This window comes from Intrasporangium sp. (assembly GCF_036566125.1).
Lineage (GTDB): Bacteria > Actinomycetota > Actinomycetes > Actinomycetales > Dermatophilaceae > Intrasporangium.
Genome location: NZ_DATCWX010000322.1, coordinates 1 through 15,287, shown reverse-complemented (window position 1 = coordinate 15,287; position 15,287 = coordinate 1). Strand labels below are relative to the sequence as shown.

Annotated in this window: 14 protein-coding genes and 1 riboswitch; of the genes, 5 read left to right on the top strand and 9 right to left on the bottom strand. The window is 70.5% G+C overall.

Features of this window, described 5'->3' with window-relative positions; all coding sequences use genetic code 11:
* A partial coding sequence (locus VIR15_RS19420) for an ATP-binding protein (protein ID WP_331930812.1) occupies window positions 1-3,359 on the top strand: 3,359 nt, incomplete at its 5' end.
* Between the two features lie 6 nt (window positions 3,360-3,365).
* On the opposite strand, the gene VIR15_RS19415 is transcribed toward VIR15_RS19420, so the two are convergent.
* Window positions 3,366-4,349, bottom strand: a complete 984-nt coding sequence (locus VIR15_RS19415) for a hypothetical protein (RefSeq protein WP_331930810.1) — start codon at window positions 4,347-4,349, stop codon at window positions 3,366-3,368.
* Between the two features lie 131 nt (window positions 4,350-4,480).
* Entirely contained in the window at window positions 4,481-5,155 is a 675-nt protein-coding gene (locus VIR15_RS19410) for a lysoplasmalogenase family protein (protein WP_331930808.1), read from the bottom strand.
* A gap of 113 nt (window positions 5,156-5,268) precedes the next feature.
* Between VIR15_RS19410 and VIR15_RS19405 the strand changes: the two genes are divergently transcribed.
* The gene (locus VIR15_RS19405; protein WP_331930806.1) at window positions 5,269-5,643 is read left to right on the top strand and encodes a thioesterase family protein; all 375 of its coding nucleotides are present in this window, start codon (window positions 5,269-5,271) and stop codon (window positions 5,641-5,643) included.
* A gap of 135 nt (window positions 5,644-5,778) precedes the next feature.
* On the opposite strand, the gene VIR15_RS19400 is transcribed toward VIR15_RS19405, so the two are convergent.
* Genes VIR15_RS19400 through VIR15_RS19385 form a run of 4 tightly spaced genes read right to left on the bottom strand, consistent with a single transcriptional unit; the run spans window position 5,779 to window position 7,524 of the window.
* Window positions 5,779-6,390 carry a YgjV family protein gene (locus VIR15_RS19400; protein ID WP_331930804.1) on the bottom strand — a complete coding sequence of 204 codons (612 nt, stop codon included), beginning with the start codon at window positions 6,388-6,390 and terminating at the stop codon, window positions 5,779-5,781.
* 44 nt (window positions 6,391-6,434) lie between these two features.
* The gene (locus VIR15_RS19395; protein ID WP_331930802.1) at window positions 6,435-6,872 is read right to left on the bottom strand and encodes a 2TM domain-containing protein; all 438 of its coding nucleotides are present in this window, start codon (window positions 6,870-6,872) and stop codon (window positions 6,435-6,437) included.
* Entirely contained in the window at window positions 6,869-7,210 is a 342-nt protein-coding gene (locus VIR15_RS19390; RefSeq protein ID WP_331930800.1) for a DMT family transporter, read from the bottom strand. The genes VIR15_RS19395 and VIR15_RS19390 overlap by 4 nt, the downstream gene beginning before the upstream one ends.
* The gene (locus VIR15_RS19385; protein ID WP_331930798.1) at window positions 7,210-7,524 is read right to left on the bottom strand and encodes a DMT family transporter; all 315 of its coding nucleotides are present in this window, start codon (window positions 7,522-7,524) and stop codon (window positions 7,210-7,212) included. The genes VIR15_RS19390 and VIR15_RS19385 overlap by 1 nt, the downstream gene beginning before the upstream one ends.
* Window positions 7,525-7,533: 9 nt before the next feature.
* Window positions 7,534-7,598, bottom strand: a riboswitch (guanidine-III (ykkC-III) riboswitch).
* A gap of 136 nt (window positions 7,599-7,734) precedes the next feature.
* Between VIR15_RS19385 and VIR15_RS19380 the strand changes: the two genes are divergently transcribed.
* The 3 genes from VIR15_RS19380 to VIR15_RS19370 all read left to right on the top strand — a co-directional run bounded on the left by VIR15_RS19380 (window position 7,735) and on the right by VIR15_RS19370 (window position 12,684).
* On the top strand, window positions 7,735-10,011 hold the full coding sequence (locus VIR15_RS19380) for a CHAT domain-containing protein (RefSeq protein WP_331930796.1): 2,277 nt from the start codon (window positions 7,735-7,737) through the stop codon (window positions 10,009-10,011).
* A 4-nt stretch (window positions 10,012-10,015) separates the two neighbouring features.
* Window positions 10,016-11,965, top strand: a complete 1,950-nt coding sequence (locus VIR15_RS19375; RefSeq protein WP_331930794.1) for a caspase family protein — start codon at window positions 10,016-10,018, stop codon at window positions 11,963-11,965.
* A gap of 116 nt (window positions 11,966-12,081) precedes the next feature.
* On the top strand, window positions 12,082-12,684 hold the full coding sequence (locus VIR15_RS19370) for a biotin transporter BioY (RefSeq protein WP_331930792.1): 603 nt from the start codon (window positions 12,082-12,084) through the stop codon (window positions 12,682-12,684).
* A 98-nt stretch (window positions 12,685-12,782) separates the two neighbouring features.
* On the opposite strand, the gene VIR15_RS19365 is transcribed toward VIR15_RS19370, so the two are convergent.
* Genes VIR15_RS19365 through VIR15_RS19355 form a run of 3 tightly spaced genes read right to left on the bottom strand, consistent with a single transcriptional unit; the run spans window position 12,783 to window position 15,186 of the window.
* A complete protein-coding gene (locus VIR15_RS19365) occupies window positions 12,783-13,385 on the bottom strand; it encodes an energy-coupling factor transporter transmembrane component T family protein (protein WP_331930790.1) in 603 nt (200 codons plus the stop codon).
* Window positions 13,382-14,074, bottom strand: coding sequence for an energy-coupling factor ABC transporter ATP-binding protein (locus VIR15_RS19360; RefSeq protein WP_331930788.1), 693 nt, complete (start codon window positions 14,072-14,074; stop codon window positions 13,382-13,384). Before VIR15_RS19360 ends, VIR15_RS19365 begins: the two co-directional genes overlap by 4 nt.
* Entirely contained in the window at window positions 14,065-15,186 is a 1,122-nt protein-coding gene (locus tag VIR15_RS19355) for a thiolase family protein (RefSeq protein WP_331930786.1), read from the bottom strand. The genes VIR15_RS19360 and VIR15_RS19355 overlap by 10 nt, the downstream gene beginning before the upstream one ends.
* Between the last annotated feature and the right edge of the window lie 101 nt (window positions 15,187-15,287).

Here is a 15,287-nt window from a genome sequence, read left to right as displayed (position 1 = left end):
AGATCGCCGTCAGCCCGGAGACGGCCGCCGACCTGCCCAGGTCCGCGGTCGCGCAGACCGCCGACGGACTGATCCTCGTGCGCCGCGCCCCCGGTGGGCAAGGGGCCGCCGGACGCAGCCTGACCCAGGTGCCCGCTCGTCCCTCGCCGTCGACGGCTTCCGGGATCGCCGTCCTCCTCCCACCGCCGGTCCGCACCCACCTCCTCGCGGCAGCCGGCGAGGCCGAGCACCGCACGATCGCCGTTGCCTTCATCCAGTTCTCCGGCACGGACGACCTCATCGCGGTCGAAGGCCCCGAGTCCCTGGCGACGGCTCTCGACGAGGTCGTTCGCAATGTCCAGTCTGCGTGCGAGTCCCAGGGAGTGACCTTCCTCGAGAGCGACATCAACAGAGACGGGGGCAAGATCATGCTCGCCGCCGGTGCGCCGCGTGGCGGTGAGGACCTCGAGCGGCGCATGCTCACGGCCACGCGGCGCGTCGTCGACTGTGCAGGGCGGCTGCCGCTGCGCGTCGGTGTCAACCGCGGGCGGGTCTTCGCCTCCGACTTCGGTCCGTCGTTCCGCCGGACCTACTCGATCAAGGGCGATGCCATCAATGTCGCTGCCCGGGTCATGGGCAAGTCGAGTCCCGGTCAGGTCCTCGCCGTGCGGGATGTCGTGAGCCGCGCTGGTGGGGGCATCGTGGCAACGGAGGTGCCGCCCTTCCTCGTCAAGGGCAAGTCACATCCCATCCAGGCCTCACTCGTGACGGCCACCGGGGACAACTTGCGCACCACGTCGTCTGGAACCGTGGGACTGCACGGTCGGGACCACGAGATCGGCATCCTCGCAGCCGCTCTCGGCAACGCACGCCACGGCCAGGGCGGTTGGGTCGAGCTGGTGGCCGATGCAGGGCTGGGCAAGTCGTCCCTCATCGGCTGGCTGTGCGAGTCCGCGCCGGACTTCACCGTCCTGCGGGGCACGAGTGGGCGCTTCGGCGGCGCGAGCTCCCACCAGGCGATCCGGCGCCTGCTCCGTGACGTCATCGGCGCCAGTCCTGCCGCGGAAACCTGGGAGCTCGAGGCCGCCCTGCTGGCGGCGATCCGTCAACACTCCCCTGACCTCGAAGCGTGGGCGCCGCTGCTCGCGACGGTCCTCGGCTTCGGGCTCCCAGAGACGCCTGAGCTCCGCGACCTCGACGAGCGGTTCCGTCCGGCGCGACTCTCCCAGGTCGTGGTGTCGCTGATCCGCTCCGCACATACTGGGCCCACGCTGTTCCTCTTCGAGGGCGCGGACCGGATGGACGAGTCCAGTGCCGACGTCGTCCGGGAATTGCTGCGAGAGGCGCACGACCAGCCGTGGCTCGTCCTCACCGGCCGGCGTCCCGATCCCGGTGGGCTGGAGTCGACCGAGGACGACGCGGTGACCCGGATCGAGCTTGCACCACTCGACCAGGCGGCGTCCGTGTCGTTCCTCGAGGCCATCACGGCGGACCGACCCGTCAGCGCCCACCTGCTCCGCCGTGTCGCCGCCAAGGCGGGCGGAAACCCGCTGTTCCTGCGCGCCCTCATCGACACGGTCCGGACGACCTCCGAGGAGGACCTGCCCGACTCGATCGACTCGCTCATCGGGGGCCGGATCGATCGGCTCGCACCCCGGTGCCGGACCCTGCTGCGCTTCGCTGCGGTCCTGGGTGAGCGGTTTGACGTCGCGGACCTCCAGGAGATGGTTGCCTCCCAGGGATGGTCGATCAACGATGCGGACATCCGGGACCTTCGCGGCTTCATCGAACCAGATGGGCCGGTCCAGAGCTGGTTCCGCTTCCACAACCCCCTGATCCGGGACGTCGCGTACGCCGGTCTTCCCTACCGACTGCGTCGGAGCATGCACTTGCGCGTCGGTGAGGTCCTGGAGCGTGCCGAGGACCGCGAGGCGGCGAGCGAGCGCCTCTCAACCCACTTCTTCGAGGCCGGCGACTACGGGCGGGCCTGGTCCTACTCCCGCATCGCCGGGGACCGCGCTCGGCACTCCTTCAGCTATCCGGAGGCGATGGCCCTCTATGACCGGGCCCTGGCAGCCTCTCGCAACGTGAGTGACGTTCCGCCGGATGAGCAGGCCCGGGTGCTCGAGGCGAAGGGCGACGTGGCCGACCTCGCCGGCCTCTCTCGGGACGCCGTCGATGCCTACCGCAGGGCGAAGACGCTCCTGCGCCAGGATGCTCTGGCTTTCGCGAGCCTGACGGTGAAGGAGACGAGGATCCACCAGCGCCTCGGCGCGTTCGGCACCGCAAGCCGGATCGCCGGCAACGCGCGAGCCCGCCTCCAGAGCATCGAGGGTCCACTGGCGGCGGCGGAGCGCTCACGACTGGCCAGTCGCCTCGCGGTCGTGCACCACCTGCGGTCGCGTCACGACGACGCCCTGCGCTGGAGCCGAATCGCCGTGGAGGAGGCCCGCGAGTCGGACGACTCGAGTGCCCTTGCCCTGGCCTACAACTACCGGGAGCTCATCAGCACCGCCGCGGGCGAGCAGCCGGACGAGCCATACGGCGAGCTGTCCCTGGCCGCCTACACCGCAGCGGGCGACCTGCTCGGCCAAGGCCACTCCCTCACCAACCTTGCCATCCGCTCGCTGGCCGACGGCGACTGGGACACCGCCGACGCCAGGTTCGACGAGGCCACTGAGCTGTTCCGCAGGGTCGGCGACACAGCCAACGAGGCCAACTCCCTCTACAACCGGTCGGATGTCCTCCAGCGTCAGGCACGCTACGACGAGGCCGCGCCGTTGCTCGCGGCAGCCCGCCGGGGCGCCCTGGCCACCGACGACCCTGAGCTCGTCGCCCTCGTGGACCGCGAGCTCGGCAAGGTCCGCCTCGGCCAGGGCCGGCTCGACGATGCCCGGGAGCTGCTCCAGCAGGCGCGGTCCGCGCTCGAGGCCCTGGGGCTGGAGCACGAGGCGGTCGACGCCTCGGTCGCGCTGGTGCACTGCCGCCTCGTCGCGCATGAGTTCACCGAGGCCCTGGCGGACGCGGACGCGCTCCTGCCCAGCGCGCAGGCCGCGGGCGTCGACGACCTGGAGGCGAGGCTGCACTTGATCAGGGGCGCCGCCCTGGCCCTCACCGGCGACTGGGAAGCAGCCGAGACGGCCTTCGAAAAAGGCCGCGACGTGACGACGCGGCACGACGGAGGGCATGTGCGTGCGCTCAACCTCATGGGGCTGGCGCTGGTCTCCCCACGGACCCGCCGCGACCGCACGGCCGAGCTCGCCGAGGCGCAGGAGTGCCTCACGCGCCTCGGCGTCCTCCATCTCCCGCCGCCGTTCGACACGACGGATCTGGCCGCCACCGAAGTGAGCGGCCAGTCCGGTCAGGCAGCCCGCGGATAGGTCCGATCAGTAGCCGGTACCGCGAACGTCGTGGGTGAAGTTGAAGTAGAGGAGCGTGTCGCCGGCGTTGTCGCGCGAACTGTTGACGTAGTCGACGCAGGCCACCGGCTCCCCCGTCGCCGGGTCGACGTTGGCCTGCCCCTTGAGCAGGCACGCCGGAGCCACGGTGTCGAGCGGTCCTGAGGACAAGTACGTGTAGTAGACCTTGAACTTGTTCACGCCGCCGTTGCTGCACTGCGTCTTGTCGCAGCGGAAGATCAGTGTGGCCGGCGACTGCGCGGTGTAACCCTCCAGCGCGGCGATGAACTGCACGACGGTGGAGCCGGCCTTGCACGGACCACCGGCACACTCGCCGGCTGTTGCACCGGTGGACAGCGCGGCCCGTTGGGACGCGAAGCTGAGCGGCAGCACAGCGACGCCGCAGTTGGTCTCGGGCGTCGTTGTCGTGCAGGTGTCCGCGCCGAAGAGGGTTGTTCCCTGGTCGGCGAGCTGCAGCGTCCGCAGGCTGTCGAAGGGGGTCGAGGGGACCGCCGTGAAACTGATCGGCTTGCCCTTGCCGCCGATCGAAGGCGTGATGGTCACCCCGTTCTCGACGGCCGAGTAGGTCACCGTCGCTGCCACCGACAGCGCGTTGGCGGGCAGCGTGACCTGGTTCGGGCTGAGCACGCCGTCCGGTGACCCGTCCGCGACGGTGACGACAAGGTTGAAGGTAACGGCCTGGGTGAACGTCTGGGAGGAGGTCAGTGTCAGGGCGATCGGGTCGCCGGCCTTCGCGAGCACGGCGGGGACGGCGCCACCGAGTCCCAGGTCCGGCGTCGAGACAGAGACGGTGACCACCGGCAGGGGAGGTGGCTCGGGCTTGGCCGCCAGGGCCGGGGACGCGGTCAGTCCCACCACCGCAAGGGCGCCGATGACCCAGCCGACGAGGCGGGACCTCCCTCCAACTGTCGCGAACGGCCTTGCGGTTGGTGATGCGGATGAAGAGGTCATGGGTGGAGGCCCCGTTTCTCGTCGGGTTCGATGGGCGGGAGCAGCAGGCTGGCAAACCTGCCTTCAGATCATTGAAGGTCGGGCCGGGCGGGACTTCAGCCGAATGGCGGAATCTCCTGAGCGTTTGTCCCTTATCGCCCGAACATCCCATCACCGAACAGGCCGACGACGAGGAGCACGAGCGCGGGGTGGTACGCGACCCTGACGAGGGAGGGTGCCCACCGCCGTTCGAGACAGAACCGGTCGTGCCCGAGGACGAGGTACGAGACGAGCAGCAGTGCGCCGCCGCCGAGGATGACCCCGTCGCCCTGCCAGGCCGCCACGAGGACCAGGCCGACGAGCGACACCAGGTGGAGGAACACGACGCCTCGCTGCCGCCCGGCGAAGCGGATGACGTCGCGCCCCCATCGCCCGTGCACGACGACGATGAGCGGGACCGCAATCAAGACCCACCATGGGAGTCCGTCCTGGCCGGGCACCGAGAGAACGGCCCATGCCCAAGCGACGTGGGCGAGCAGGGAGGTCCAGAGGCCGACCAGGTACCTCTGCTCGGTCGCCGTGAGGAGCAGCAGGTCGGTCACCAGAGAGAGGCCGAGCGCCGTGATGACCGGCGGTAGGGCCCGCCCGGCCGCTCCGTCGGCTGCACCGGGCACCGCGGCGAGAGACCAGGCCAGGCCGATGAGCAGGAGCAGAAAGGTCGGCCTCGTGATGAGGTCGACCACCTGGTCCCCGCGTGCGACGGCGACCCAGTTGAGCACCGCCGTGAACGCGAGAGCCACCGCGAGCACCATGACGTGGGTGTCCACACGCCAAGGTTGGCAGCACCGTGGGCCCGGGACGGTGCGGACACGCGGCGACGATCAGATCGCCTTTGGGCCCCCGAATCGGAGCGGCTCCCGATCCGTGCGAGACTCGAGTAATGCCAATGCGCCAGTTCCAGCACACCGTGACGCCCGACGACACGGCGGTGAAGCTGGGGACAGGGGACCTCGACGTCCTCGCGACGCCACGCCTCATCCTGTGGTGCGAGTCCGCGTCCTTCCAGGTGTGCCAGAAGTCCGTCGACCCTGATCACACGACCGTCGGGACGATGGTGAAGTTCGAGCACACCAAGGGCAGCCCGGTCGGTACGGAGGTGACGATCGAGTGCGCCGAGCCGATCAACGACGGACGGCGGCTGGTCTGTTTCGTACGGGTCACGGACGCCGATGGCGACGAGCTCGGCGGCGGTGAGCTCCACCGCGCGATTGTCAACGCGGACCGCTTCATGACCAGGTGCCGCAAGCTCTCCTGAGCCGACCACGGCGCACGAGAGACCACTGGAGCGCGCGGCCACCTTGCGAGCGGGAGCGAGCTCAGCGGCATACGGCAAAAGCGTGTGCCGTATGCCGCTGGGCTGGCTCCTCGTCGAGGGCGCAGAAAGCGCCCGTCACAGGACGTAGGCGTCGCCCTGCTTCCGGAAGCCGAGTCGCTCGTAGTACGGGTCCACCATCCCGGGCGGGGTCAGGATCTCGCGGTAGCCCTGGCTGCGGAAGGGACCGTCGGACCCGAAGACGAACTCACCTGGCGAGAGGTCCCGATAGGGCGGCGTCACGTAATCGAGCAGCAGCTGCGCCCGCCCATCGCCCAGGTTCCGCATGAGCACGACGCCCACCGCCGTGTCGCCCTTGACGATGAGGTAGCACGGGTCGCCCGTGAACGGGTCGTGGACGAAACCGGGGTTGTGGCGGCGGATGTCCGCCTCGTGCACCCGCAGACCATGCCGCAGGAACTCGTCGTCGCCGGCAACCTCGATCACCTCGTAGACGCCCGAGTCGTGGCGCTCTCTCGACATGCGCAGCAGGTGCACGACGTTGATGACGGCGAGCACGATGTTGAGCCCGACCATGGGCCATACGCCGACGACACCGTTGTAGACGATGAGGACCAGGCAACCGATGAGGTTGATGATCCGGAGCCGGTGCAGCTCGGTCTGCAGCAGGGACCACACCAACACGGCGGAGCCGATCCAGCCGACAGCCTCGAGCCACCACCCATCCATCCATCGGAGCCTAGTGGCGACAGCCCGTCACCGGCGCCGTAGGGTCACCTGGTGCGCAACCGGTCCATCTCCGAGGCGATCTCCGACTCGGTCGGGTCGTGCCGCCAGTACACGTCCATTGCGTGCGCCACGAGGCCGATGCCCCACCCGGCAAGCAGGAAGATCGGCCAGAAGAAGTTCGCGCCGGTCATCGCCCAGATGACCACGAGCATGCCGTTGACGAGCGCGTAGATCAGCAGGTGGACGCGGAACTCCTCCTTCGCCTTGAGGCGCTTGACGGCACGGTCGTGCAGGTCCGTGTCGGCGCCGGTGCGGTCGACTTGAGGGGTGACGGGTAGATCTGTGGACGGGGTGACCGGGGTCTGGTTCGCGGTCATGATCGTCACTGCTCCTTCGCGGGCCGCCTCGCGCCACGCGCTCGGCTCCCACTTCCAGCCTAGGTCGACGGCCCTGGCGCGGACGCGGATGGTGTGCAGTGTCACGTCGGATCCGTGTCGGCTCCATGATGGCCCACGAACCGGAGGCCGACAACGGCGACGACGATCCCGTTCAACAGGAGAAGCTTTGCGGCTGAGGCAGATTCACCACCGACCGTGATGGCCCACGTCACCGTGAGCGCGGCACCCACCCCGGTCCACACGGCGTAGGCCGTGCCGATCGGGATGGACTCCGAGGCCACGGCCAGACCGACCATGCTGGCCGCCAGTGCGACGAGGAACACGACGGTGGGCACGGGCCGCGAGAGGCCGTCGGACGCCCCGAGCGCGGTGGCCCAGACCGCCTCGAGCACGGCGCTGACGAGCAGGACCACCCACGGCATCAGGACACCACCTTGAGGCCGACGACGCTGCCGATGAGCAGCAGGAGGAGCGCTGCGCGGCGGGCATCCAGGCGCTCGCGTCCTCGGGCTGCGGCGAGCAGGACGGTGCAGACGGCGCCGATTCCGACCCACACGGCGTACGAGGTGCCGGTGGGCAGGCCGGTCATCGCGAAGGCGAGACCTCCCATGCTGGCGGCGAGCGCCACCGCGAAGAGGACGGTCGGCCGGGGGCGGCGGAAGCGGTCGGACGTCGCTAGAGCAGTGGCCCAGACAGCCTCCAGGACGCCCGAGATGATGAGCACGAGCCAGTGCACGATGTCTCCAGTGCGGCCGTCTTGTCGCTGGGCGGGTACGGCTCCCTCGTCCGCGCGGGCCATCCGGCCGCTCTCGGACGATGGTACGGCTCGGGTGCGGATCGGGCGAATCCGTGAGTATCACCCTGCTCGGGACTAGCCTCTTACTCAGGGTCAGGGCGATGCACCGATCCGTGTGGGTCTGTGTGTGAGGCCTGTGAGGGGGTCTCCGTGGAACGCGACTATCTCGACTTCGAGGTCTCCATCGAAACCACCGCGGCCGGGCAGGTGGCCCGCGTCACGAGCTCCCCTGCCGGCACGGGCGATGCGGCCTTCTCCCTGCCCTTCAAGCCGGTGGAGCTCGCCCAGTTCATGACCGCCGTCGGGCCTCCCCGTGTCTCCTCGCGTCGTCTGGTCCCGGCGGAGGCACCCGTGCGGGAGGTCAAGGACTACGGCGCGCGGCTCGGCGGCGCATTGCTCGCGGGCGACGTCGGCAGGCTGTTCCGCGAGAGCCTGTCGACGGCGAAGGGGCAGGGCGCGGGCCTGCGGGTGCGACTGTTCCTCGAGGCCACTCCCGACCTGGAGCCGGTTCCCTGGGAGTACCTCTACGACAGCGAGCTGGGGCGGTTCCTCACGCTGTCCACCCAGACACCCATCGTCCGGTCCTTCGACGCGCTGGACGTGCCGGCAGCCGTCCGGGTGACTGCACCCCTGCGCGTGCTCGTCCTCATCTCGAGCCCCTCGGATGTGCCGGAACTCGCGGTCGCCCACGAGGAGGAGCTCCTCCGGGCGACGACCGCCGACCTGGTCTCGAGCGGACGGCTCGAGCTCGTCGTGCTCACCGAGGCGACGCTGAGCACGTTGCAGCGGGCGCTGCTCGACACGTTCCACGTCTTCCACTTCATCGGGCACGGTGGTTTCGACGAGACCGCCGGTGAGGGCGTCCTCGTCCTCGAGCGCCCGGACGGCACGGCGCACCGCGTCGGCGCCTCGCGCCTCGGCACTCTCCTGCACGACGCCAACGGCATGCAGCTGGTCGTGCTCAATGCCTGCGAGGGAGCGCGGACGAGCGGACGGGACGCCTTCTCCGGAGTGGCGCAGGCGCTGGTGCGTCAGGGGCTGCCAGCCGTGGTCGCCATGCAGACCGAGATCTCCGACAAGGCGGCGCTCGTCTTCAGCCACGAGTTCTATTACTTCCTGACGCGAGGTCTGCCGATCGACGCCGCGATCTGCGAGGTGCGCAAGGCGATGGCGACCTCGGACGAGGTCTCCGAGTGGGGCACCGCCGTCCTCGTGCGGTCGGGATCGGACCAGCCCTTCGATGTCTCCGCACTCGACACCCTGGCCGAGCCCGCGCCAGAGGGACGGTGGGAGTCGCTCTACGCCGCCGCGAAGTCGTCGCTCGCGTCGGCTACTCCCCAGGCGGCGGTGCCGCTCCTGGAGCGGATCGCGGCAGAGCGCCCCGACTACGCAGACGTGACGGAGCTGCTCGAGCGGGTCAAGGTCGGGCCCGACGGAGAAGGCCAGCCTCATGTCGAGGCGGATCCGCACGTGCAGCAGGAGGATCGCGACCGAAAGGAGTGGGCGGCGCGCGAGCAGGCTCGGCGAGAGCGACAGCAGCGGGACCTGGATCGGCGCACGCAGCATGATGCGCGCGCATCCGACAGTCGCGCACCTGGCAGCCGCCGCTGGCGGCCTACACGCGTGCTCAAGCTGGTCGCGTTGGCCGCGCTCCTCGCGGTGGCCTTCCTCGGCTGGCGCTTCCTGCCGAGCCTCCTGCAGCGCGCCGAACCGATCGTGGGCATCGCCTGTGGCTCGCCGTCGCAGTCGTCACCTCCGGAGACCACCTTCGTCGTCGGATGTGCCCCGGTGGCCCCCGTCGTCGACGGGGAGTTCGACGACTGGCGGTCCGTGACCAGTCACCCCGTGACCGCGGTCGTCGACCAGCGGGGTGGGGTCCGGGCCGGCCTGTCGGGCTCCTTCCAGCTGCTGTGGGACAAGGATGCGCTCTTCGTCCACGCTGCCGTCACCGACTCCCAGATCACCCCCGTCAGGACGTCGAGCCCGGGCAGCTTCTGGACGGGTGACGGCATCTCGTTCGAGTTCGGGCCGGACCCCCGCGCCCTCGGTCCCCAGGACACCGTCCGGGCGGGTCAAGACCTGCACGTGATGATCGGCGTCGTGGAGGACGGCGACCGAGATGGCATCGCCGCCATCAACCCGGTGAGCAAGGGACAGTTCGTGTCCGGCGACGTCGCGCCCTCGATCGACGTTGCCCGCCGCGCGACGGCAGACGGATACGAGCTGGAGGCTCGGGTCCCGTGGAGCAGCCTGGGGCTGACCATTCCGCCGGCGCGCGGCACCGTCATCGGGATGAACCTGAACGTCAGCGATGCCGAGCGGACGGGACGCCTCAAGGCGATGCTGAGCAGCAATCCCGACCGGGTGGCCAGCGCGCAGCGCCACCCCGGTCTCTGGCAGACCGTCCTGCTCTGGGACGAGGGCTGATCCGGTGCCGGAGCTCCGAGCCCTGCTCGTCGGCATCGATGCCTATCCGCCGCCGGTGCCGCCACTCCTGGGGTGCGTCAACGACGTCGGGGCCATGGCAGAGACCCTTGCGGCGCGGGTGCCCGAGGCCGACCTGAGCCTGCTCGTGCTGACGAACGAGCAGGCGACCCGCCAGGCCGTGACCGAGGCGATCCGGTCCCACCTGCGCGGCCGGGGGCCAGAGACAACAGCGCTGTTCTACTTCAGCGGCCACGGCTCGCAGCAGACCGCGCCTCCGGAGCTGTGGCGCCTCGAGCCGGACCGACGCAACGAGACCGTCGTGCTCGTCGACAGCCGCTCGACCGGCGGCTGGGACCTGGCCGACAAGGAGCTGAGTGGACTGCTGGCCAGCGTGAGTGGCTCGGTCGGGCACCTGCTCGTCGTCCTGGACTGCTGCCACTCCGGCGACGGCACCCGGGACGCTCCTGCATGGGTGCGGCTGCGACTCGCTCCTGAGGACGGCAGGCCGCGGCCCTTCAGCACGTTCCTGCCCGAGACGTCGTTGGGGGACGAACCTCCCGACCGGACGGACGATGGGCGCACGCGATCGGCATGGAGCCCAGCAGCGACGATGACCCATGTCCTCATCGCGGCGTGCCGAGCCTCTGAGACTGCCAAGGAGCTGACGATCGGTGGTCGCGGGCGAGGGGCCCTCTCGGCGGCACTCGAGCGAGCCCTCCGGGACAACAATGGGCAGCCCAGCTACCGGGACATCCACCGGTTCGTCACGGCGGGCGTGCTGGCGCGGGTCGAGGACCAGCACCCACAGCTCGAGACTGCGGATGCGTCCGACCTCGACCTGGCCTTCCTCGGCGGGGTCCTGCCGGCCCGTCCGATGCAGCTGACGCTGAGCCGGTTGCCCGACGGCTGGAGCATCGACGCCGGGGCGGTCCACGGCATCCCCGAGCCGATCGGGGACGACACGACCGAGCTCGCGGTCTACGCGCTGGGTGAGGACACGGACGGCGCACCACTTGCCGAGGCCAACGTCACCGCGGTCCTGCCCGACCGGTCGATCGTCACCCTCACGCCTGAGCTCGACGCCGGCTTCGTCTACCGCGCGGTCGTCAAGACGATCCCGCTCAAGCCCCTCGACGTCGCCATCGTCGGGGACCACGACCCGACCACCGCGCTGCAGCAGGCGGCCTCCTCGGCCGACACGACCCTGATCCAACTGACCACCGACCCGGCTGCGGCCGACCTGATCATCAGAGCGAGACCCGACGGCTTCGAGATCACCCGGCCGGGAGTCACGCGCCCACTCGTCCCGGTGGTGGCCGGCCACCACCGCGAAGAGCGCACGATCCTCGCTCTGGAGCGGGTCGCGCGCTGGCTGCGGCTCTCGTCGTTGGGCAACCCCGCGACCCAGCTGTCTCCCGGCTCGATCCGCATCGACGTGACATCGACGGCCGGCGAGATCGGACCGGACGGCCGGCTCGAGATCTCGTACATCGAGGACCACGCCCCGACCTTCACCGTGACGCTGACCAACACGACGGCTCGCCCGCTCTGGTGTGCGCTGCTCGACTTGACCGAGACCTATGGCATCTTCACGGACGCGTTCCCGTCCGGCTCGACCCTGCTCGACGGCGGCGCCAGCATCGACGTCGCGCTCACCGGCCAGCTCTCCGATGCGCTGTGGCGAGCGGGGACGGTGCTCATGACCGACCACCTCAAGATCATCACCAGCAGCCTCGAGTTCGACCCGCGGTCGCTGGAGCAGCCCGAGCTGGAGGTCGACGTCGTCGAGACGGCTCCCGTGGTGCGAGGAGGCCAGGCAGCGCGCTCCACACTCGACCGGCTCCTCACCCGGGTCTCGACGCGCAACGCCCGCTCGAGCGAGGCGCCCAGGGCGGTCGCCGACTGGCGCACGGACGACCTCTACGTGATCACGAGGCGCCCTCCAACCGCGTGACCCTCCCGCTGCTCGGCTGCCGCCCATCCAGCGGTCACGTTCGCCATGGTGTGCGGACGCGTCGTACGGTTGGCCACGCCTGACCCGCGACAACCCGACTCTCGCCGAGGAGATTCATGAGCTCGACCCACGGCCGTACCCGCGACCTCGCCCTGACCGCGACCTTCGCGGGCCTCATCGCCGGGTTGGGGCTTGTGCCGGCAGTCTCGCCGTTCGGCTTCCCCGTGCCGATCACCCTGCAGTCCCTCGGCATCATGATCGCCGGGGCAGTGCTCGGCGCACGTCGGGGCGCGTCCGCGGTGCTCCTCTTCCTCTTCCTCGTCGCCCTGGGGCTTCCACTCCTTTCCGGTGGACGAGGCGGGCTCGGGGTCTTCGCCGGCCCGAGCGTGGGTTACCTCATCGGCTTCCCCATCGCGGCCTTCATCATCGGGGCACTCATCTTCCGACGCGGGGCCCCGTACAGCACCGGGTACGGGCTCGTCGCGATCGTCCTGGGCGGCATCATCGTCCTCTACGCCATCGGCGTCCCCGCCACGGCGTGGCGCGCGGGCATCAGCCTTCCCGCCGCCATGGTGGGCAGTTCGCTCTTCCTCGTCGGAGATCTCGCCAAGGCCGTCATCGCCACCCTCGTCGCGGGTGCCGTGCACCGCGGCTACCCGGGTCTGCTCCCCCACCGCCGCCTCGTGAGCCAGCGCGCCCGCGAGACCGCCCCACACTGATAACAGACCCCCGCCTCATCTGATCGAGTGAACAGCTTTCGGGGCCCTTGGCCCCGAAAGCTGTTCACTCGATCATGACTGGTGGGGGTGGTACCGAATCAATCCTCGACGCCGCGGGCGACGAGCGCGTCGGCCAGCCGATCGGCATGCCGGAGTGTCCTGACGACGAGCGGCACGATGAACGCGAGCGGGCTCGACGAGGAGCCCCGCGCCAGCTGCGCCTGCCGCACCTCGCGGGCCAGCTCGATGATGACGGCCACCGACCGGATGCCGAGTGCGACGAGCAGGCCCACCCGCTCGGGGTCGACGCCGACGCGTCGGAGCGGCCGGAGCCATCGCACGACGACGTCGACCATGGCGGTCGTGCGGGTGGTGAGGCTGACGAGGGTGGCCAGCAGGACCAGCCCCAGCATCGCCCCGACGACGACCACGGCCCGCTGCCATCCCGCGACGACGACCTGGAAGAGCCCGAGGGCGAGGAGGAACCACAGGAGTGGACGGACCTGCTCGAGCGCGGTCCGCCACGGGATCCGCGCCGCCCCATAGAGCACTGCGATGAGCGCGAGGACCACCACGACCTGCCAGGGCTGCTGGAGGGCCAGGACACCGACGGCGGCGAGAACCAGGAGCAGCAGCTTGGTGCCCGCAGGCAGGCGGTGCACGACGGAGTCGCGCGGCACGTAGACGGCGAGCGCGCTCACGACACGAGCCGCAGGTACGCGTCGACTGCCCCGTCCGGTGCGCCATCGAAGGCCAACCGGGCATCGTGGAAGACGAGGACCCGGTCGAAGTCGTCGAGGAGGTCGAGGTCATGGGTGACGACGACGACCTGCTGGTCCAGCTGGCGGACCACCTCGCGCACCCTTCGGGTGTTGACGAGGTCGAGCAGCGTGGTCGGCTCGTCCATGACGACGAGGTCCGGGCGGGTGACCAGGACCGAGGCGAGGGCTAGCAGCTGCTTCTGGCCCCCGGACAACAGGTGAGCCGGATGGTCTCGATGCCCGTCGAGACCGTAGGCCGTGAGGGCGGAGTCGACCCTGGCCGCGACCTCGGGCTTGGACAGCCGGTGCCGCCGCAGCCCGAAGGCGACGTCCTCGGCAACGGTCGGCATGACGATCTGGGCATCGGGATCGGTGAAGCAGAACCCGACGCGGCGCCGGATCGAACGGGCGTCCCGGGCCGTGTCGAGGCCGTCGATCCGGACCACGCCGGCTGTCGGGACGACGAGCGCGTTGAGCATCCGCGCAAACGTCGACTTGCCCGACCCGTTGGCCCCGATGACCGCGATCCGGCGCTCGGTGAGCCGGATGGTGATGTCTCGCAGCACGGTCCGCTCGACGCCGGAGGTCGTGTAGGTGTGCCCAACTGCGTCGAACTCGATCAGCGGCACGCTTCCACCACCAGCGCGGTCCCCTGCCCACCGCCGGCAGCGATGGCGGCGAGACCATAGCGACCTCGACCCTGACGGACGAGCTGGGTGAAGAGCCGCACCACCAGCACGGCCCCACTCGCGCCCCAGGGATGGCCCAGGGCCAGGGCGCCACCACCAGTGCACGCCCGGCTCGGGTCGATGCCCAAGGCGTCGTAGCAGGCGAGAACCTGGCCGGCGAAGGCCTCATTGAACTCGATGACATCGAGGTCCTCGACACCCAGCCCGGCCTCGGCCAGCGCGGCGTGCACGGCGGGGACGAGGCCGATGCCCGGTCGTCCCGGTGCCACTCCCACCGAGGCGGCTCCGATCACGCGGAGCCCGGGGCGGCCGGTCGCGTCCGGTGCGGAACCGGGGACGATGCCAACCGCCGCGGCGCCGTCGTTGATCCCGCAGGAGTTCCCCACGGTCACCGACCCACCCTCCCGGAAGGCGGCCGGGAAGCGCGCCAGACGTTCGGCGGTGAGGCCGGCCCGCGGCCGCTCGTCGGCGCAGATGCCGTCCACTGGGACGATCTCGTCGGCGAACTCGCCCCGCGCGGCAGCCAGCACGGCCCGCGCATGGGACTCAGCGGCATACGCGTCCTGTCGTTGGCGTGTGACGCCGCGCTCCTGCGCGAGGAGGTCTGCTGCGAGGCCCATGGCCACGTCCTCGCCGGCGGGCGCGAACGGGGCCCGCTCGTAGCGGACAGGCGGGCCGTCGCCCTGCGGAGGCCAGAATCGCCACGGCGCCGTCGAGGCGCTCTCGACTCCCCCAGCGAGCACCGGCCCCGATCCAGCCGAGACGAGCCGAGCACCCAGCTCGATCGCCGCCAGGCCGCTCGCGCACTGCCGGTCCACCGTGATAGCGGGCACGGCGACGGGCAGTCCTGCAGTCAGCGCGGCCACGCGTGCGACGTCGCCGCCCGGACCCATGCAGTTGCCGAGGACGACCTCGGCCGGCACTGCTCCGACGTCGTCGGCCGCGGCGCGCAGCACCGTCGCCGCGAGCTCGGCGGCCGTCATCCCGGCGAGACGGCGTCCCGCGGTGCCGATGGGGGTGCGGCGTGCGGCGACGATGAGGGCGTCGGCCATCGGCTCACCGGGCCAGCGCGGCACGGTCGAGCTTGCCGCCGTCGGTCAGTGGGAGGTGCGGCACGACCCGCCACACCCGTGGTCGGTGCGTCACCGGCAGG